Here is an 18,560-nt window from a genome sequence, read left to right as displayed (position 1 = left end):
GTGTACATGGCCCCCTCTCATCAATAGCAAGTCTATCCACTTGTTATATATTCATCATACTTTTGGAATATGAAGGGAATATAAACGTTTGGTATTTTCATGTAAATCTTCGGTTAATTTTCTATAAAGTGGGTAATAAGGGAATTTCTCTATATGTAGAGTAATTTTTATTAGTGCTTTCTTACATAAAACGCTTTTATCTCTGTGAAAGCAGCTTTTTTCAGGGGCTTGACGGAGATATATCCCTCTTATCTCTGTAAATTTTTTTCCGTGCTTCATGTAGAAAAGCACCTTTTATTTCAGTGTAGACCTATTGTTTCCAAGGTTTAAGTTCAGTTTATTAATTGGAGGTATGGTATAGACGAGGTGAGGTATAAAAGGGGGATCAATTATTTTAACAAGCTATTAACTACTTTAGTTCTAGTTCCGATATAGTTATACTGCAGGAAAGTCAAAACAGCTGTTATATAAGCGAAAAGGGATTCCGTAAATTTCAGCTCTGCTGATTTTACGGAATCCCTTTTATTATTTTCGTAAATAAGATTGTATTACTTCTCCTAAAATTTCCACACCGCGCTCAATTTCACCAACATCTGCATAACTAAACGACAATCGCAAATATTCCGTGCCATCCTCTTGATTTAAGAAAAAATACTGGCCAGGCACATAAGCTACTCCAGCTTTTAAAGCTTGATTAAGCATTTCCGATGTATTCACACCAGGAACCTTCACCCACACAAAGTAGCCTCCAGCTGCATGATACCAGCTTGCCGAATCCGGAAAGTGCTTTGTCAGTGCATTTAATAAAGCAGTCGCTTTTTTCTCGTACTTTTCTGCCAGGACTGCTGTGCGCTGGTCAAAGTTGACAAGCTCCAAATAAGCAGACATGATTGACTGGCTGAATGGATGATCTAAATCCTTTTTGAACCAGTAAAGTGAAGTTATGAATTGGCAAGCTGCGGCAACCCAACCGATGCGCATGCCGGGAGCGACAACTTTAGATAGCGAGCCTACGTGAAGGACTCGACTTTCTGTATCTAACGACTTTAATGTCTGTGGGCTCTCTCTGAATGCTAATTCGCCGTATGCATCGTCTTCAAGAATTAAAAAATCATATTCTTTCGCAAGCTGCATGATATGCTCTCTTCGTTGCTGAGATAGCGTTGTACCAGTTGGGTTTTGGAAAGTCGGAATGGTGTATAGGAGACGGGGATTTGGCAATCCTTCGTTCTTTCTTTCCATTAACATCTTTTCTAACTCCGCTGTTTGCATTCCATCTTTATCTATTGGAATAGTTATAATTTGGTTAGTATAATTTTGAAATACTTCTAGCGCTTCCATATATGTTGGTGCTTCAACGAATACTACAGCTGTTTCGTCGAGCAAAATTCGAGCAATCAAATCGATTGCCTGGCAGGCGCCTGCTGTAATGAGCAATTCTTCTTCGGAGATATTCATTCCGCGGCTTGCCAGTCTTTCTTGAATTTGCCCCTTTAAGTTATCCATTCTTGGGCTGCCTAAATAATGAAGCGGCAGGTCCTGCTCCTCATACAGCAGTCTGCTTACTGCTTCTTTTATCTCTTTTGAAGGAACCAGCTCTTTCGCAGGATAACCGGAGTTCAGCCGAATGCATCCATTTGGCACTGCGGTCATCCATGAGCCGGGTGGTTCTTTGCTCAATGCTTTTCTTATGTCTTTCGGAAAAAAGGATTCTATGTTCAATTAGACCATGCACCTTTCTCTCATTTAAATCGATTTTAAACTTTCTTCTCGGATTAATCCCAGTAACTCTTCTTTATACGTAGCAAATTCCGGTGTTCCTTTTACACTGAAATCTCGCGGACGGGCCAAATCGATTGGCACCTTTTTCTTTAAACGGCCGGGTCTCGCTGTCATTACGTATACTGAATCTGCTAGAAAAATAGATTCGTCCACATCATGTGTAATAAAGAGAATCGTTTTCTTTGACTCTTCCCATGCTTTTAAGAGCACTTCCTGCATAATATTCCGCGTCTGCGCATCTAATGCCCCGAACGGCTCGTCCATCAGCAGCACTTTCGGATCATTTGCAAGCGCGCGCGCAATCGCCACACGCTGCTTCATTCCTCCTGAAAGCTGGACCGGATAATGATTTTCAAACCCTTCAAGACCAATCAGCTGCAAATAGTGGCGAGCCAAATCGTTCCGTTCCTTCTGTGATGCTCCTTTTAATTTTAACCCAAACGTAATATTTTCCTTTACTGTTAGCCATGGATAAAGTGTATATGACTGGAATACCATTCCGCGGTCAGGACCTGGTCCTTCAACCGGCTGTCCATCCAGAAGCACTTTTCCTGAAGTTGCTTCTTCAAGTCCTGCTACAATGCGCAATACCGTTGATTTTCCGCAACCGGATGGTCCTAGGATTGTGACGAACTCGCCATCTTCAATTGTAAAGGAGGTTCTTTCCAAAGCGGTTGTCTCACCGCTCTTCGTTTTAAAGATTTTGCCAACATCCTGTATCTCAAGCTTTGGTGTCGCCATTTTACATACCATCCTTTCTCATCCATGAAAATGACCTGCGGTAAATGATCTTAAACAACATATCTGTCAACAAGCCAAGTAAACCAATAATTAAAATACCAACGATAATTTTATCAGGCTGCAGGAACCTTGAGGCTTGCATAATCATGTAGCCAATTCCGCTGGACGCACCAACGATTTCTGCAACAACCAAATACGTCCATGCCCAGCCAAATGTAATGCGGAGTGTATCAACAATTCCCGGTAATGACGCTGGCAGGATGACTCTTGTAAATACCTGAATCTTTGAAGCGCCCAACGTATAGGACACATCAATTAAATCGTTGTGCACATTCTTCGTTACATCCATAATCATCAGTGTCAATTGAAAGAATGTTCCTAGAAAAATCACACTCATTTTTTGTGTTTCTCCAAGTCCGATCCAAAGAATCAATAGCGGAATAAAAGCAGAAGCAGGCATATAGCGAATAAACCCAATAATCGGCTCAAAGGCACCCTGCATAATCTTCAACGATCCCATTAAGATTCCAAGCGGTACACCAATCGCTGCTGCCACAAGAAAACCAACTAATACTCTTGAAAAACTAATGCCGATATCTGAAAGCAAATGGCCATTTGCAAATAAGTCAATTCCTGTTGTCACAACTGCTGATGGCGTTGGCAGGAAAAGCGGATTTACCAATCCACCATATGTTAAAATTGACCAAATCGCAAGAGCTGTGATAAATGTAAAAATTCCGACCGAAGTATAAAGCTTTTTTGATATATCTTTTTTAGGTGTAAATATTTTTCTTACCATTTTATTCACCCGATCCTATTTTTCTTTTTTCATATCCAGATGCCTATCCTTGCTGTTTTAAATGTTCTCTTAATCTAGAAAAAGCCTAACGAATGAGAACAGAAATATCTCATAGGATAGGCTTTTTAAGCTAAGTTTTATTTTAAGAAGCTCGCGTTGATAATATCCTCTGCTTTTGGTTCTTTATCAATGATTTCCTGCTCTAAATAGAACTTAATCGCCTCTTCGGTAGATTGATAAATCGCGCCTTTGCTGTCTTCTGTTCCAAAGGCTTCTTTATTTTCATCACTTGTGAAGAACTTTAAGCCTTCAGCTGTTGCAACAAATTCTTCTGTATCAATTTTCAGGCCTTTTGCCATAATTTCATTTGCTTCATCTTCATTTTCCATCCAAAAATCCATTGCCTGACCCATTGCTTTTACAAATGCTTCAATATCATCCGGGCGCTCTTTAATCACATCTTCTCTAAAGCTTACAGTATCAACAATGATTCCTGGAAGATCTTTCGTTGTTAATAGCACTTTGCCATCTCCTTCAGTTCCATTTGATAACCATGGCTCCCAAGTAACAGCTGCATCTACTTTTCCTGCTGCAAATGCTGCACCTGCATCGCCTGCAGACATTGGTACAACCTCTACATCCTTCTCTGTTAAACCGCCATTGTTCAATGCAGTTAACGCAAGCATATGGCTTGTGGACCCTACTTCAAACGCCATTGTTTTTCCTTTTAAATCTTCTACTCCTGCGATATCTTCCTTCACAAGAATGCCGTCTCCGCCGTAAGAATCATCCAAAATCCAAACAACATTCAACGGAATATCAGAAGCTGCAAGTGATACTTGCACATCTAGCGCAGTTGCCATGCCATCAATATTTCCGCTTGCCAGCGCTTGTTTACGCTCACCTAACCCTTCAACGATTGATAGCTCTACATCGATGCCATTTTCCTCAAAAAATCCTTTTTCCTTTGCTAAAAATAACGGGCCATATCCTGTCCATGTTGGCAGAGTGACCTTTAATGGTTCTTTCTTTTTACCTGATCCGCTTCCGGATGACTGCTCTCCACCGCAAGCTGCCAGCGTTATAACTAATGCAAATGTGCAAAGCATAACAATCCACTTTTTCATCGAATTTTCCCCCAAAGATTTTATTCTATTTAACTAGCATTTTCTTCCCTATTGAATCTGCTTGTTTCACCGCTGCTACAACCATATCCGGTGTGACATCAAACGGCATGTTTGCCATATCTTCTATCGTTACTGACACTTCTCCAAGCTCTTTCCACTGTGCTTCAGAAAGTTTAGTCACATTCATTTGCTGCAAGGTATATGGAAGATTGACTTCTTGGTAATAAGAAATCAAGTCTTCGATTTCCTTCTCTTCCTCGCCTTCCATGCAAAGCATCGCCAAAATGCCGAAAGCTACAATCTCCCCATGATAGGTCTCATGAACCTCTGGAAAAATCGTCAAGCCAGAATAAATCGCATGCGCTCCAGCAGTACGGCAATCATCGCCTCCGTAACCGCTCACGCTTCCGCTAATGAGAATGACTGCATCAATCATATCTTCAAGTTCACTCGTCATTCTTTTCTCTTCCATAGAAACTACCGACTGTTTGCCAATGTTCAGCATCGTTTCATAAAGCTGACCAGCAATCGCAATCGCTGTTTGGTTGCGCGCATTTGGCGCCGCTTTTTTCACAGAGGTTTTTGTTTCAAACCACTTGGCAAGCGTGTCTCCGATTCCAGCGATTAAATAGCGCACCGGTGATTGAAGAATCACATCAGCATCTACTAATACAATATCCGGCACTTTTGAATCGCGGCTAATATCCGTAAACTCTCCTTCGTCGCTATATGTAATCCAAATTGGTGTTGTCGCTGCACAAGTAGCTGCAATCGTCGGAATGGCTGCAAGCGGCTTGTTGACGTGATGAGCTACTGCTTTAACCGTGTCAAGCGCTTTTCCTCCACCAGCTGCGATAATGACATCATAGTCAACCCTGTTTAACTTCTCTACGAGGTCGTTAACATTTGTGCGTGACGCTTCACCGCCGTACCAAAGCGATTGTTCAAGCGTTATCCCCATGTTTGCCATACCTTCTCTTAATTTTGTTTCTACTATTTCTCTGCTAATATTTCCGCCAATTAATACAGCTTTTTTGCCGAATTTTTCTATATATAAACCAATTTCAGATAATAATCCAGATTTCCGTACATACTGAGCTGGTCCTACAGTCACTTTCAAAACAGGTCGTCCTTTCTTTTCTGCATATCTTTGTATATTTATTAGTTCTATTTTATTAATATAAATGTTTGAAAATTGTATGTCAATATATCTTTTTAGATTAAGAGTATAAAATATTCTATTTAAGAGACAGGTAAATTTATACATATTTTTTCAATTGGAAATAATTAAGTTGACCTTAAAGATATTGTTATATTAGTAAAATTAAACGGTAGTATATCTAATGATTCATATCCATTTAGGAAATAGTAAGCAAACAGATATTACAAATATTTTTTTACTTTTTAATTTCATTTATATATAACAAATTTTGTTTCTTTTTTGAAACCTGTCATTCGTTTCTTCACCTAGCTATTTCAAAGCCTTATTCTTTCATTTTTTATCAATTTTTCTTTTATAAATACAAGCTAATCGCTGAAACTCACAAATTAAAAGCGCTTGAATAATCAAAAAAACAAGTTATAATACTTGTATACAAGTATACTTAAATATAAGAAGGTGAATGTATGACCGAATCAACAGAACTTTTATATCCCGCAAAATGGCTCTTAAAAGCTTCTGCTGGTGATCGAGTAACATGCGAGCTTAGAATGCAGATTATTTCTGGCAAGATTGAAAGCGGTGCCATTATTTCTGAAAATAAACTAGCTTCAGATTTTGCTGTGAGTCGTTCACCTGTACGTGAAGCATTAAAAATACTTGCATCTGAAAATATCATTCGACCAGAGAGAATGGGCGCTGTTGTAATCGGTTTAACAGATAAAAAGATAGAAGAAATTTATGATGTCCGCATACTTATTGAAACGTTTGTCTATGAACGGCTTGTTAGAATCAACGTTAATGAGTTAATAAAGGAACTTAGTAAAATCCTTGAAATGATGAGAATCTCAATAAAATATCAAGATGCAGATGAGTTTTCATATCAAGATCTCATTTTCCACGAAACCATTATTCGTGCAATTGACCATTCATATATTTTGATGATTTGGAATAATTTAAAGCCTGTTATGGAAAGCCTAATCCTTCTTTCAATGCGGAAACGGTTCAAGGAAAACTACGATGACTTTACAAGAATCGTGATTAATCATGAGCTTTATATTGAAGCGATAAAAACAAAAGACAGAAACCTCATGATCAAAGCCTTGCATCAAAATTTCGATGATGTGCAAGGCAAAGTAGAAGACATGTGGAAATCGCAACAAATGCTTTCAAAAGGAGTCGAACAAGAAAATGACTAACTATATGTTAGGTGTAGATATTGGTACGACAAGTACGAAAGCTGTTTTATTTAGTGAAAAAGGACAAGTGATCCAACAGGAAAACATTGGATACCCTCTTTACACACCAGATATGTCGACAGCTGAACAAGACCCTGAAGAAATTTTCCAAGCTGTAATAAAATCAATTGCAAATATTATGGAAAAACATTCCGAAAAACCACTTTCATTTATTTCATTCAGCAGTGCGATGCACAGCCTCATTGCGATGGATGAAAATAACCAGCCGCTGACGCCATGTATTACTTGGGCGGATAATCGTAGTGAAGCTTGGGCACATAAAATAAAGAATGAATTAAATGGGCATGAAATATACAAACGGACAGGAACACCGATTCATCCTATGTCACCTTTAAGCAAAATGGCCTGGATAACGAATGATCGTCCCGAAACTGCCAATAAGGCGAAAAAATATATCGGAATTAAAGAATACATCTTTAAGAAGTTATTTGATCAATATGTTGTCGATTATTCACTTGCCTCAGCAATGGGCATGATGAATCTTAAAAACTTGGATTGGGATGAAGACGCATTAAAAGTAGCTGGCGTTTCGCGGGATCAACTATCAGAACTCGTGCCAACTACTAAGATTTTTACCAATTGCCATCCTCATTTAGCGAAGAAAATGGGGATTGATTCACAAACTCCATTCGTAATAGGGGCGAGTGACGGCGTGCTCTCTAATCTAGGCGTAAATGCCATTAGAAAAGGTGAGATTGCGGTTACAATTGGAACAAGCGGGGCCATCCGTACGATTATTGATGAACCGCAAACTGACGAAAAAGGACGCATTTTTTGCTATGCCTTAACAGAAAAGCATTGGGTCATTGGCGGTCCTGTAAATAACGGCGGAATCGTTCTTCGCTGGGTTCGGGATGAATTTGCTTCCTCTGAAGTGGAAACCGCCAAAAGGCTTGGGATGGACCCATACGAAGTATTAACGAAAATTGCCGAACGCGTAAGGCCTGGAGCAGATGGTTTATTGTTCCATCCATTTTTAGCAGGCGAACGTGCACCTGTATGGAATCCAGACGTTCGCGGCTCATTCTTCGGGCTAACGCTTTCACACAAGAAAGAGCATATGATTCGAGCTGCCCTTGAAGGAGTTATTTACAATTTATACACTGTATTTTTAGCATTAATGGAATGTATGGATGGCCCGGTAACACGAATCCAGGCAACAGGTGGGTTCGCAAGATCAGAAGTTTGGCGGCAAATGATGTCAGACATTTTTGATTCTGAGGTTGTCGTTCCAGAAAGTTACGAAAGCTCCTGTCTTGGTGCATGTATTTTAGGACTATATGCCACTGGAAAGATTGAATCGTTTGAAGCAGCTTCCTCTGAAATGATCGGCAGCACTTACAAGCACACGCCGAATGAAGAAGCAGCTAAGGAGTATAGGCAACTATTGCCGACCTTTATTACTTTATCCAGAGTATTAACGGAAGAGTATTCACGGATTGCAGATTACCAAAGAGGTTTAATAAACACGAATAAATAAAACTGGGGGGATTAAAATGCCATTAGTTATTGTAGCAATTGGGATTTTAGCATTACTGCTACTAATCATGGGATTAAAGCTAAATACTTTTATCTCATTAATTATCGTATCATTTGGTGTTGCGTTAGCATTAGGCATGCCAATGACGGATATTGTTAAAACGATTGAAGGCGGACTAGGCGGAACACTTGGCCACATCGCCTTAATCTTTGGGCTTGGAGCTATGCTGGGCAAATTAATCGCCGATGCTGGCGGCGCGCAGCGAATTGCTATGACGCTCGTAAACAAATTTGGAGAAAAAAACATCCAATGGGCAGTCGTCGTTTCTTCTTTTATTATTGGGATTGCCTTGTTTTTCGAAGTAGGTTTAGTCCTATTAATTCCAATTGTCTTTGCTATATCTAGAGAATTAAAGGTTTCTATTTTATATCTTGGGATCCCAATGGCAGCGGCTTTATCTGTCACTCACGGATTTTTACCGCCTCATCCGGGTCCAACTGTTATTGCCGGAGAATATGGAGCAAACATAGGCGAAGTATTGCTTTACGGATTTATTATTGCCATTCCAACAGTCATCCTAGCAGGACCGGTTTTTACTAAGATTGCAAAAAAAATCGTTCCAAACTCTTTTAATAAAACAGGAAATATTGCTTCTTTAGGCGAACAAAAGCAGTTTAAGCTTGAAGATACACCTGGCTTTGGAATCAGTGTATTTACAGCGATGCTACCAGTCATTCTTATGTCCATCGCTACAATTATTACCCTCCTCCAAGATACGATGGGATTTGCCGATAATCAGGCACTGGCAATTATCCGTTTCATTGGCGACGCATCAGTTGCCATCCTGATAGCTCTCTTAGTTGCTGTTTATACGATGGGCTTAGGCAGAAACATTCCGATTAAAACAGTTATGCAATCCTGTACGACTGCAATTACTCAAATCGGGATGATGCTTTTAATCATCGGTGGCGGCGGTGCCTTCAAGCAAGTATTAATCGACGGCGGTGTCGGCGACTATGTAGCTGAGCTATTCCAAGGCACAACTTTATCACCCATTTTACTTGCTTGGACGATTGCGGCAATCTTGCGTATATCTTTAGGATCTGCCACAGTGGCAGCCTTGACTACTGCGGGCTTAGTCATACCACTGCTTGGACAAACGGATGTAAACCTTGCACTAGTTGTACTTGCAACAGGTGCAGGAAGCTTAATCGCTTCCCACGTCAACGATGCCGGCTTCTGGATGTTTAAAGAATATTTCGGTTTAAGCATGAAAGAAACATTTGCAACCTGGACATTGCTTGAAACGATTATTTCTGTCGCTGGATTAGGCTTTACGCTGTTATTGAGTTTAATCGTATAAGTAAACCCTTTATGGGAAATGAAAGTCTTCTCGCTTTGAGAAGACTTTTTTGTTCTGAATCTTTTCTGCTATCAAGGATCTCTCCCATGTGGCAAATAAGCTGCCGTTCTTTCCTTAGGTGGGCCTGTTGTTTACTTCCACAGAAGGAATGATAGAGGTATTTGTACAGTCTAATTAGACGTTATTTCTGCTTCGAATATTTCTGGTTTTGAAAAGATTAACCTTTTTGCGCTGTTACGGTGTTTAAAAATATAATTTTTATAAATAGTACACCATATATTAGTTGTTCCCTACGGGCGCACTTTCTCCTCTTTTCGGGCACTGCTTTGTACGATTTGTTTGGAAACAACAATTCCGATGCTCAACCGCTCGTCGTTCTTTTAAGACTTCGTATTTTTTATTTTTTGATAAGCTATGTTCATGCCTTAAAAAGACATCATGAAGTAAATAGCATTGCATAGCAGTCCGATAAATATTCATTTACTTGATTAAGAGAAAATTCTCCTTTATCGCAAATTAATTTCCCATTTATCACAGCAATTTCATCTATTCGCTCAACACCGCTATTGCTTGCTTTATTTACATAAATTCTTTTAAATTCTTGGTCCACAGTGACTCTTAATATATTTTCTTTCAGTCTAAGAGAGAAAAAATGATAAATTTCGTTTTTAAATTCAAGATCATCGTATTTCGCTTTCAGATCTAATTCCAGATGATAAAAATAAATCGAACTATAACGTAAATCTTCGAAGCACTTAATAATTAACTCTTTATCTTTGTCCGCTACATTTTTTCTTATCTTTGACACCACTTCTTCTCTATTCAAATTTCATCACTCCCCTATAGCTTCAATAAACATGCTGAAGCTATTACCGATATAGAAAGACATAAACCGTTTGCCTCTATGCTGTATTCATTGATTGAAATTCTTGGACTTTATAATCTTGAAATAGAACATTAATATCAGACTCCAGTATCGCTGATAAAGCAAAGGCCATTCTTAATGTTGGACTCGACACACCATTCTCCCAGTTACTAATTGTAGACTTATTGCATTTAAGGATGTTTGAGAGCTCCACTTGAGTATATCCTTTGTTTTTCCTCGCCCTAATAAGATTATAATTTTTTATAGTAATCCCCCCTTTCACTCCAAGTATCTTGTATTCCTATTTTAAATCCAATTTTCTTGTATGTCAATGATTTTGTATGAATTTTTTGGATAATATATCAATGATTCTCAAATTCATGTACAATATATTTGTACTTTCATATTAAAGAAAGAGTGATTTTGGATGATATCACAAAGATTGAAAGAAATTCGCAAGCAGCGCGGACTAACGCAGGAAGCTTTAGCACAAAAAGTAAACACGAAGAAAACAACCATCTCTAACTATGAAACAGGTTACAGTACACCATCGAATGAAATGCTGGTAGATTTGGCGCAGATTCTCAATACATCTGTCGATTATTTATTGGGAATTTCTGATAATGAGAATTATAATAACAGCACCAATATTAGCCTTTCACCTGAAGAGATTAAAGTATTTGAGGAATTTAAAAAGTATCCGATGTTGTTTAATGATATAAAAGCAAATCCGGAGAAGAAGATAAAAGAAATCATTATCCTTGAAAAAGCGAAAAAGCTTTTACTTGAAGATGACGATTATTAAAATTTCCTTAAAAAAAGGAGCCTCTCCGCTGAGTACTCCTAGTGAAAATGGTCATATTGATTGTCTGCTATTATTCATTACTCCCCCTTCATCACCCATATCGAAACCGCCTTCTCCTCGCCAACATTCATATACCTATGCGGCGTCGTACTTTGAAAGTGGACGCTGTCGCCTTCTCCCAATAAGATTTCTTCCTGCCCCAATACGATTTTCATTTCACCTTGAACAACAAAGCCAAATTCCACTCCCGGATGGCTTATCAGTTCCATTTCGCTTTGTTCTCCTGGGAGGATTTCAACCAAGAGGATTTGGTCATCTCCCACATGGCTCGGGATGAGCTCATGATAGAGTACTTTGTCGTTGGATAGCTGGAGTAAACGGTGTTCTCCCTTGCGAATGACAATTCTATCTTCTTTTTGCCCTTCGAAGAAGTAATTCATCGGTGTGTTTAGAGCGGTGCAGATTTTCCAGAAATTGCTGACAGTCGGGTCAACAAGCCCGCGCTCAATTTGTGAAAGCAAGCCTTGGCTAAGCCCTGTTTTACCTGATAAATCAGCGAGGGTTAATCCTTGTTTTTTGCGAATTTCACGGATCTTGTTTTCTCTGATCATCTATTCAAGCTCCCCTTAATAATGACATACCGCAAAATGGTCTTTTCCTCTTGATTCCAGCGCGGGACTTGTCATGCATTGATCCGTCCGTCTTGGACACTTCTCATAGAAAATGCAGCTATTTTCCCCTTTTGGCTGCGCCGTTTCGGCAAATCCTTCTATCGCTTTCTCTTTGTTTTCAAACAAGCTCGGCAAGGATGATAACAGTATTTCTGTATAAGGGTGCTGCGGATTGTTAAACAGCTGCTCAGTACTGCCAATTTCTACAATATTACCTTTATAGAGCACCGCAACTTTGCTGCACATATATTTAATGACCGACATATTATGCGAGATAAATAGATAGGTTAATCCCCGCTCTTCTTTTAACTCTTTTAATAAATTCAGCACTTGCGCCTGAACGGACACATCAAGAGCAGAGGTCGGCTCATCCAATATAATGAAGGAAGGCTCTGTTATCAGTGCACGCGCAATTGCGATGCGCTGTCGCTGCCCGCCGCTGAATTCATGAGGATAGCGCTCAAGATGCTCTTCCTTCAGTCCAACTCTTTTTATTAGCTTTAAAAGATTGTCATAGGATTCTTTCTGTTTTCTTTCATTTTTGCTTAGTGCATACAGCGGCTCGATAATAATCTCCTTAATGGTCATTCTCGGATCGAGAGATGATTGCGGATCTTGGAAGACTGTTTGCAGCTCTCCCGGTTTTCGGCGTACATATTTATTTTTCTTCCATAAAGGAGCCCCTTGATAGCGAATTTCTCCCCCTGTTGGCGGTTCCAACCCAATCAGAAGCTTTCCGAACGTACTTTTCCCAGATCCTGATTCTCCAACAAGCCCTAGTACATCCCCTTCAGCAATAGAAATGGTTGTATCATCAAGCGCCTTAATTGTTAATTTTCCTTTTGTATAATGCTTTTGGACTTGATCCATTTCAATAATAGCGGTCATAAAATCAACCCCTTTCCAGCCAGCATGCGACATCATGCTGATTTTGCCAATGTGCTAATGCCGGGGGATTCGTCTTGCACGTTTCCATAACATGACTGCAGCGGGATGCAAACGCACACCCAATAGGCCGCTCCATCAAGTTCGGTACCTCTCCCTGTATTGCTTTTAATGGGACATTTGCATTTTTCCCGTCCGGCAATGCTTCAATTAATGCTTTCGTATAAGGGTGTTGCGGTGTATAGAGGACATCCTTCGTTTCCCCAGATTCAATCACTTCCCCTGCATACATGACAATCGTCCGGTTGCATATTTGCGAGACGACACCTAAGTCATGGGTAATAAATAGAATCGAGGTTCCCTTTTTCTCATTCAACTCCTTCATTAACTGCAGAATTTCATGCTGGATAGTAACGTCTAATGCTGTCGTTGGTTCATCTGCAATTAATAAATCAGGCGGTGCAGCCATGGCTAAAGCGATAACAATACGCTGACGCATGCCCCCGCTTAATTCAAAAGGGTATTGTTTTGCAACATACTCAGGCTGATGAATATGTACATCGTTTAATGCAACCAGCATAAGGCGTTTTGCTTCCTTCCTTGAAACATTGCGATGACGGCGAATAACTTCAGACAATTGCTCTCCAACCTTCATCGTTGGATGGAGAGCGGTCATTGGCTCCTGAAAAACCATGGCAATTTTTTTGCCTCGAATGGTCTGAATTTCTTTTTTTGACAGTGCCAAGAGGTTGTCTCCGCGATAGGTTATTTCTCCGGAGGCAATGTCAGCGTTCTTTTCTAATAAACCGAGAATCGTAAGGGCAGTTATCGATTTTCCTGACCCGGATTCGCCGACAATGCCAACTACTTCTTTTTCTGCGATTGAAAAGTTGATATTTTTTAATGCTTCAATTGTCCCTCTAAAGGTTTGAAAATTCACATGTAAATCCTTCACTTCTAACATGTCATCACACTCCTATCTACTCGATCTTGGATCTAATACATCCCTTACTCCGTCTCCGATTAAATTTAAAGCGCCAGCTGATAAAAATAGGAATAAACATGGGAATGTCGGATACCACCAGAAATCGAGCAAATACTTCCATCCGATACTAATCATCGCTCCCCATTCAGGTGCAGGAGGCTGAGCACCAAGGCCTAGGAAGCCTAGTGTAGCAATTAACAGAATCGCATCGCCCACATCAAGCGTTCCTTGAATAATGACAGGTGAAACGGAATTCGGCATGATATGCTTGCGGATGATGCGAAATGGCCGAATACCAAAGGTTTGTGCAGATTTAACAAACAGCGACTCTCTCAAGCTTAATGTTTCACTCCTTGCCAATCGGACATAGACGGGTATTTTAACAAGTGCAATGGCTATCATTGCGTTTTGAATGCTCGGTCCTAAGGCGGCAGCTAATGCCATAGCAAGAATTAATGTAGGAAAGGCAAGCACCATATCCATCGTTCTCATAATCGCCTGATCAATCATCCCGCCAAAATAGCCGGAAATCGTTCCAATAACTAAGCCGATACCTGCAGCAATAAGGATGGCCACAATCCCTAATCCAAGAGATAATCTTGCTCCGTATAATATTCTTGTAAAAATATCTCTGCCCACTTCATCCGTGCCGAACCAATGCGACCATGACGGCCCTTGAAATTTATTCGCTGCGTCAATCATATTCGGATTATATGGTGTTAATACAGGTGCAAAAACAGCTGCCAAAATAATCACACCTAAAATAACGGCACCTACCATTGTTAGTTTATTTTTCTTCAGCTTATAGAGAAGAGCGCTTTTTTTCACAGGCTGGGCCTGTACGCTCTCTGCTTGCGGTTGGAGTTCCATATCTTCTTCCTCCTCTCTATCATTCTTTGATTTGCGGATTAAGCACGTAATAAGAGAGATCGACAACTAAGTTGATGAGTACATAGCCAATCGAAATAAATACGGTAAAGCCCATCATAGCCGGGAAATCTAAATAGGCAATGGAATCAACAACATATTTCCCCATCCCCGGCCAGCCAAAGACCGTTTCAGTTACGACCGCACCGCCAAGCAATGCCCCAAATGAAACGCCGATCACAGTTATGGTTGGAATTAAAGCATTTCTTAATCCATATTTGATTAGCAAATATGGACCATGGATTCCGTTGGCAATAGCTGTTCTGAAATACTCTTTTTCCAGCACTTCGAGCATGCTCGCCCTGACCTGTCTGGTAATAATAGCCAATTGGGCGAACGATAGCACAATTGCCGGCAAAATGATGTGGCGAAGGCTGCTTTGGAAAGCCACCAAATCGCCGCTTAACAGGCTGTCCAGCAAATAAAAACCGGTAACATGAGTTGGCGGATTAATCGCCATATCTATCCGTCCATTCGACGGAAACCACCCTAATACTCCATAGAAAATAAAGATAACAAGCAGGCCGCTCCAGAATACCGGTGTGGATATCCCGCTAATTGTAAAAATTCGGCTCGCATGATCCCGAAATGTATTTTTTTTCACAGCAGCTAATATACCAAGCGGTATCCCGATAACGATGGCGATGAGAAAAGCCAGCACCGCCAATTCCAAAGTCGCTGGGAAAAAGATGAGCAGATCATCCAGCACTGGCTTTTGCGTACGGATCGAGGTGCCTAAATCACCCGTCAGCAAGCCTTGCATATAATTTGCATATTGGGTCAAAACCGGCTGGTCCAGACCCAATTGCTCCCTTACTTGTTCCAGCGTCTCTTCATTTGCGCGCTGACCTGCCATCATGCTGGCAGGGTCTCCAGGAATAATATTTGATAGGATAAATGTAATTAAAGTCACTCCAAACACAACGAAGACAAGCAGCAATAGTCTTTTAAATATTGTCTTAATCATATAAATCCCCCGGTCTTATTGCTTTGTCATTTCAGCTAAATTATAAATTCCTTCCAGCATCGGGTTGTAGACAAAACCTTCGACTGACTTGCTTACTGGTAATACAAAATCCTTCTGGAAAAGGAGAATATAAGGCGCTTCTTCAATAACAATGTCCTGAACGTCATGATACAAAGCTTCCCTTTCAGCCTGATCATTTGATGTAGCTGCCTGCTTTAATAATCCATCGACTTCTTCATTTTTATAGAATGCGCGATTTCCTGCTAATCCAAAGTTAACAGAGTCATACCAATAGTTCATGAACATATACGGATCTCCAAAGTCAGGACTCCATACACCAAGGGCTAAATCAAAATCACCTTTTTCCATCATTTCACGTGAAGTTGCATACGCCACTTTGTTTAATTCCACATTCACGCCAATTTCCTTTAAGTTTGCCTGAATGGTTAATGCTTCTGTTTCCCACCAAGTCTTATTATCGGAGTACAACAATTTAAGAGTTAAATCTTCTGCTCCCGCTTCAGAAAGCAATTTCTTCGCTTTTTCCACATTCAGTTCATATTGGAAAGCCTCTGGATTATGCCCCCATAAGCCATCAGGCACCGGTCCTCTCATCGGTGTGGCATATCCTTGATGGACCACATCAATCATTGATTCATAGTCGATGCCATAGCTTAGCGCCTGCCTAACTTTTGAATCCTGAAGCGCTTCGTTACCTTTGCTGGAGTTCACATAAACATAATCAACAAGCAAACTCGGCTTTTGCAATAGCTCTACATTATCCATAGATTGGACAGACTCAATTTGTTCAGTCGGGATGCCTTCTGCAATATCAATCTCTCCTTTTTCCAATTGCATTCGTTGAGTCGCACCATCGCCTACAATTCGGAAGTAGACTTCAGAAATACCCGGCTGTACTTTTGCTTCCTTATTAGCAGAAAGCTTAATATATTCGCCCTGCTTCCATTCAGCCAGCTCATATGAACCGCTGCCCATTGTATTCGCAGCTAAATAGTTTTGTCCTAAATCGCCATCTTTCTCGTGATCCATCACTTTCGGATTGACTATGCCGCCATAGTTCGCAGCTAATGTTGAAAGAAATGGAGGAAAATTCTCTTCTAATTCAAAAGACACCACATAATCTGAATCAACTTTAATTTCAGAGATTACACTATACACCTCTGCTGGGCCATTGCCGATTTTCAATGTGCGATCAAAGGTAAACTTGACTGCCTCTGCATTCACTGCTGAACCATCAGCAAATTTATGATCTTCATTTAATGTAAATGTCCACGTTTTCCCGTCTTCACTGACATTCCAATCCTTTGCAATACCTGGTTTCACTTCAGTAGACGCTCCATCATACTCTACTAATCTCTCATAAGCAGGATATGTAATTTTCCAAGCTGAATTATCCATTGTTACAGCAGGATCCAATGTCCCTTGATCTGCCGTCATTGCTACAGTCAAAGTTTGAGCGCTCGCGCTGGTTTCATCCCCAGATTGCGGTTCTCCGCCCTCTTCTGCCGGCGCGTTCGAATTTTGCACACAGCCTGCTAAAACTAAAAAGACCATTGTGATTAAAAAGAGCATTTTTTTCATTAGTTATCCCTCACTTTTTTCTCGGTTTAAAATTCCTTGATAATAATTTTGAAGTCTGTTTTGCTTTGCCCAATCCTTCGTGCCATATTCAAAATGCCACCATTCGTCCGGGTTCGGAATAAAGCCAACAGCAAGCATGGCCTTTCTGAGTAAGTTTCTATTATTTAAAAATTCAGTCTCTTCTTCTGTTAAATCAGTCTTCTTTTCAAACCAATCCGGCTGTGACTTTGCATTAAATTCATCAAAATCGCTGCCCATTGGGAGCCAACTATTTGCATGAGCCAATGTCAAATCAATCGCTCCCCCAGTCAAATGCGGGGACGGCTTTGAAATATCCTCGGAAGGAGTAGCTACATATTTGAATAATTCTTCTGTTAAAGCCTCTCCCTCGAAGCCCTCCTCCTGTAACGCAATCTTCGTTTGTTCATAAATCGATAACTGTGTTTCATAAGAACGCCAGCCATCAAGTACAACAAAATAAACGTCATCCGGCAGTAGTCGTGATGCATCTACAAGCTTTTGCAGCACAGCCTTCCGCAAATAACACTCATCATCAGCACCTGGATGCCCCATGTGATAATAGTAAGGATAGATTTGTATTTTCTTAACTACTCCAGAAATTGGTACGAGCACTTCTAAAGGTACACCTCCTATATTCATTATATTAAAATTAATTTTAATTTTTTAAATATTATATCATATTATAAATATTATACTAGACACGATTCGACAAAAATTGAAAAAGTTTGTGAGGGAATCTTTTTTTAGTGAATAAACCATTTGCCCATCAAGTTAAAATTTTTATCTCCTAAAGTGAAAATCTGAGCTTTGTTTAGCTAGTAACTAAAATTTTCATTTTTGGGGCATTTATTTTCTTAGCTTGATGGCAATGTAAATAAACCCCCGAAACAAAGTTTCAGGGGCTTCTCTCAATACATTTCAGAAGTTGTTTTTGCTTGCATATGAAGCATGATGTAGTCAGGACCGCCTGCTTTTGAGTCTGTACCTGACATATTGAAGCCGCCGAATGGCTGGTAGCCAACGATTGCTCCCGTACATCCGCGGTTGAAGTAAAGGTTTCCTACATGGAAATCTTCACGTGCTTTTTGGATGTTTTCACGGTTGTTTGTGATAACAGCGCCA

The 18,560-nt window shown here is 40.1% G+C and carries 20 protein-coding genes; 4 read left to right on the top strand and 16 right to left on the bottom strand.

Features of this window, described 5'->3' with window-relative positions; genetic code table 11:
* Positions 1 to 54 precede the first annotated feature (54 nt).
* The 6 genes from CWS20_RS24900 to CWS20_RS24875 all read right to left on the bottom strand — a co-directional run bounded on the left by CWS20_RS24900 (position 55) and on the right by CWS20_RS24875 (position 5,563).
* Complete coding sequence (locus tag CWS20_RS24900) at positions 55 to 279, bottom strand: hypothetical protein (RefSeq protein WP_066193507.1); 225 nt, start codon at positions 277 to 279, stop codon at positions 55 to 57.
* 246 nt (positions 280 to 525) lie between these two features.
* Complete coding sequence (locus CWS20_RS24895; RefSeq protein ID WP_066193506.1) at positions 526 to 1,722, bottom strand: aminotransferase-like domain-containing protein; 1,197 nt, start codon at positions 1,720 to 1,722, stop codon at positions 526 to 528.
* Between the two features lie 24 nt (positions 1,723 to 1,746).
* On the bottom strand, positions 1,747 to 2,523 hold the full coding sequence (locus CWS20_RS24890) for an ABC transporter ATP-binding protein (RefSeq protein WP_066193505.1): 777 nt from the start codon (positions 2,521 to 2,523) through the stop codon (positions 1,747 to 1,749).
* A 1-nt stretch (position 2,524) separates the two neighbouring features.
* Positions 2,525 to 3,322 (bottom strand): ABC transporter permease, encoded by a 798-nt coding sequence (locus CWS20_RS24885; RefSeq protein WP_066193504.1) that lies wholly within the window; start codon positions 3,320 to 3,322, stop codon positions 2,525 to 2,527.
* Between the two features lie 137 nt (positions 3,323 to 3,459).
* A complete protein-coding gene (locus CWS20_RS24880) occupies positions 3,460 to 4,449 on the bottom strand; it encodes an ABC transporter substrate-binding protein (protein WP_066193502.1) in 990 nt (329 codons plus the stop codon).
* A 25-nt stretch (positions 4,450 to 4,474) separates the two neighbouring features.
* Entirely contained in the window at positions 4,475 to 5,563 is a 1,089-nt protein-coding gene (locus CWS20_RS24875; RefSeq protein ID WP_241504263.1) for an iron-containing alcohol dehydrogenase family protein, read from the bottom strand.
* A 512-nt stretch (positions 5,564 to 6,075) separates the two neighbouring features.
* Between CWS20_RS24875 and CWS20_RS24870 the strand changes: the two genes are divergently transcribed.
* The 3 genes from CWS20_RS24870 to CWS20_RS24860 are packed head-to-tail and all read left to right on the top strand — an operon-like array spanning position 6,076 to position 9,710.
* The gene (locus tag CWS20_RS24870; RefSeq protein ID WP_066193498.1) at positions 6,076 to 6,807 is read left to right on the top strand and encodes a GntR family transcriptional regulator; all 732 of its coding nucleotides are present in this window, start codon (positions 6,076 to 6,078) and stop codon (positions 6,805 to 6,807) included.
* Positions 6,800 to 8,347, top strand: a complete 1,548-nt coding sequence (gntK, locus tag CWS20_RS24865) for a gluconokinase (RefSeq protein ID WP_066193496.1) — start codon at positions 6,800 to 6,802, stop codon at positions 8,345 to 8,347. Before CWS20_RS24870 ends, gntK begins: the two co-directional genes overlap by 8 nt.
* A gap of 16 nt (positions 8,348 to 8,363) precedes the next feature.
* Entirely contained in the window at positions 8,364 to 9,710 is a 1,347-nt protein-coding gene (locus CWS20_RS24860) for a GntP family permease (protein WP_066193494.1), read from the top strand.
* A gap of 436 nt (positions 9,711 to 10,146) precedes the next feature.
* Here CWS20_RS24860 and CWS20_RS24855 read toward each other — a convergent pair whose 3' ends face one another.
* The gene (locus tag CWS20_RS24855; RefSeq protein WP_066193492.1) at positions 10,147 to 10,536 is read right to left on the bottom strand and encodes a hypothetical protein; all 390 of its coding nucleotides are present in this window, start codon (positions 10,534 to 10,536) and stop codon (positions 10,147 to 10,149) included.
* A gap of 76 nt (positions 10,537 to 10,612) precedes the next feature.
* A complete protein-coding gene (locus CWS20_RS24850; protein WP_326135472.1) occupies positions 10,613 to 10,858 on the bottom strand; it encodes a helix-turn-helix transcriptional regulator in 246 nt (81 codons plus the stop codon).
* A gap of 144 nt (positions 10,859 to 11,002) precedes the next feature.
* On the opposite strand from CWS20_RS24850, the gene CWS20_RS24845 reads away from it, so the two are divergent.
* Positions 11,003 to 11,380, top strand: coding sequence for a helix-turn-helix domain-containing protein (locus CWS20_RS24845; RefSeq protein WP_066193490.1), 378 nt, complete (start codon positions 11,003 to 11,005; stop codon positions 11,378 to 11,380).
* 77 nt (positions 11,381 to 11,457) lie between these two features.
* Here the strand turns inward: CWS20_RS24845 and CWS20_RS24840 are convergent, their stop codons facing one another.
* The 8 genes from CWS20_RS24840 to CWS20_RS24805 all read right to left on the bottom strand — a co-directional run.
* Positions 11,458 to 11,991: a helix-turn-helix domain-containing protein gene (locus CWS20_RS24840; RefSeq protein WP_066193488.1), complete on the bottom strand. Its 534-nt coding sequence runs from the start codon at positions 11,989 to 11,991 to the stop codon at positions 11,458 to 11,460.
* 15 nt (positions 11,992 to 12,006) lie between these two features.
* Positions 12,007 to 12,939, bottom strand: coding sequence for an ABC transporter ATP-binding protein (locus CWS20_RS24835; RefSeq protein ID WP_066193486.1), 933 nt, complete (start codon positions 12,937 to 12,939; stop codon positions 12,007 to 12,009).
* A gap of 4 nt (positions 12,940 to 12,943) precedes the next feature.
* Complete coding sequence (locus CWS20_RS24830; RefSeq protein WP_066193484.1) at positions 12,944 to 13,900, bottom strand: ABC transporter ATP-binding protein; 957 nt, start codon at positions 13,898 to 13,900, stop codon at positions 12,944 to 12,946.
* Positions 13,901 to 13,912: 12 nt separating this feature from the next.
* Positions 13,913 to 14,791, bottom strand: coding sequence for an ABC transporter permease (locus CWS20_RS24825; RefSeq protein ID WP_066193482.1), 879 nt, complete (start codon positions 14,789 to 14,791; stop codon positions 13,913 to 13,915).
* A gap of 19 nt (positions 14,792 to 14,810) precedes the next feature.
* The gene (locus CWS20_RS24820; protein WP_101226424.1) at positions 14,811 to 15,815 is read right to left on the bottom strand and encodes an ABC transporter permease; all 1,005 of its coding nucleotides are present in this window, start codon (positions 15,813 to 15,815) and stop codon (positions 14,811 to 14,813) included.
* A 15-nt stretch (positions 15,816 to 15,830) separates the two neighbouring features.
* Complete coding sequence (locus tag CWS20_RS24815; RefSeq protein WP_066193479.1) at positions 15,831 to 17,417, bottom strand: ABC transporter substrate-binding protein; 1,587 nt, start codon at positions 17,415 to 17,417, stop codon at positions 15,831 to 15,833.
* Positions 17,418 to 17,420: 3 nt separating this feature from the next.
* Positions 17,421 to 18,050 (bottom strand): M15 family metallopeptidase, encoded by a 630-nt coding sequence (locus tag CWS20_RS24810; protein ID WP_158237037.1) that lies wholly within the window; start codon positions 18,048 to 18,050, stop codon positions 17,421 to 17,423.
* Between the two features lie 296 nt (positions 18,051 to 18,346).
* Positions 18,347 to 18,560 (bottom strand): aldehyde dehydrogenase family protein (locus tag CWS20_RS24805; RefSeq protein ID WP_142385420.1); only part of this gene is annotated, 214 nt, incomplete at its 5' end.

The sequence above is a fragment of the Cytobacillus horneckiae genome (assembly GCF_002835735.1).
Taxonomy (GTDB): domain Bacteria; phylum Bacillota; class Bacilli; order Bacillales; family Cytobacillaceae; genus Cytobacillus; species Cytobacillus horneckiae.
This window is presented reverse-complemented; position numbering and strand designations above follow the sequence as displayed.

Bases quoted from the DNA above. Each gene is read 5' to 3' on its own strand.
- CWS20_RS24900 (WP_066193507.1), bottom strand. From the start codon at position 279: ATGAAGCACGGAAAAAAATTTACAGAGATAAGAGGGATATATCTCCGT.
- CWS20_RS24890 (WP_066193505.1), bottom strand. From the start codon at position 2,523: ATGGCGACACCAAAGCTTGAGATACAGGATGTTGGCAAAATCTTTAAA.
- CWS20_RS24885 (WP_066193504.1), bottom strand. From the start codon at position 3,322: ATGGTAAGAAAAATATTTACACCTAAAAAAGATATATCAAAAAAGCTT.
- CWS20_RS24880 (WP_066193502.1), bottom strand. From the start codon at position 4,449: ATGAAAAAGTGGATTGTTATGCTTTGCACATTTGCATTAGTTATAACG.
- CWS20_RS24870 (WP_066193498.1), top strand. From the start codon at position 6,076: ATGACCGAATCAACAGAACTTTTATATCCCGCAAAATGGCTCTTAAAA.
- gntK (WP_066193496.1), top strand. From the start codon at position 6,800: ATGACTAACTATATGTTAGGTGTAGATATTGGTACGACAAGTACGAAA.
- CWS20_RS24860 (WP_066193494.1), top strand. From the start codon at position 8,364: ATGCCATTAGTTATTGTAGCAATTGGGATTTTAGCATTACTGCTACTA.
- CWS20_RS24845 (WP_066193490.1), top strand. From the start codon at position 11,003: ATGATATCACAAAGATTGAAAGAAATTCGCAAGCAGCGCGGACTAACG.
- CWS20_RS24840 (WP_066193488.1), bottom strand. From the start codon at position 11,991: ATGATCAGAGAAAACAAGATCCGTGAAATTCGCAAAAAACAAGGATTA.
- CWS20_RS24835 (WP_066193486.1), bottom strand. From the start codon at position 12,939: ATGACCGCTATTATTGAAATGGATCAAGTCCAAAAGCATTATACAAAA.
- CWS20_RS24830 (WP_066193484.1), bottom strand. From the start codon at position 13,900: ATGTTAGAAGTGAAGGATTTACATGTGAATTTTCAAACCTTTAGAGGG.
- CWS20_RS24825 (WP_066193482.1), bottom strand. From the start codon at position 14,791: ATGGAACTCCAACCGCAAGCAGAGAGCGTACAGGCCCAGCCTGTGAAA.
- CWS20_RS24820 (WP_101226424.1), bottom strand. From the start codon at position 15,815: ATGATTAAGACAATATTTAAAAGACTATTGCTGCTTGTCTTCGTTGTG.
- CWS20_RS24815 (WP_066193479.1), bottom strand. From the start codon at position 17,417: ATGAAAAAAATGCTCTTTTTAATCACAATGGTCTTTTTAGTTTTAGCA.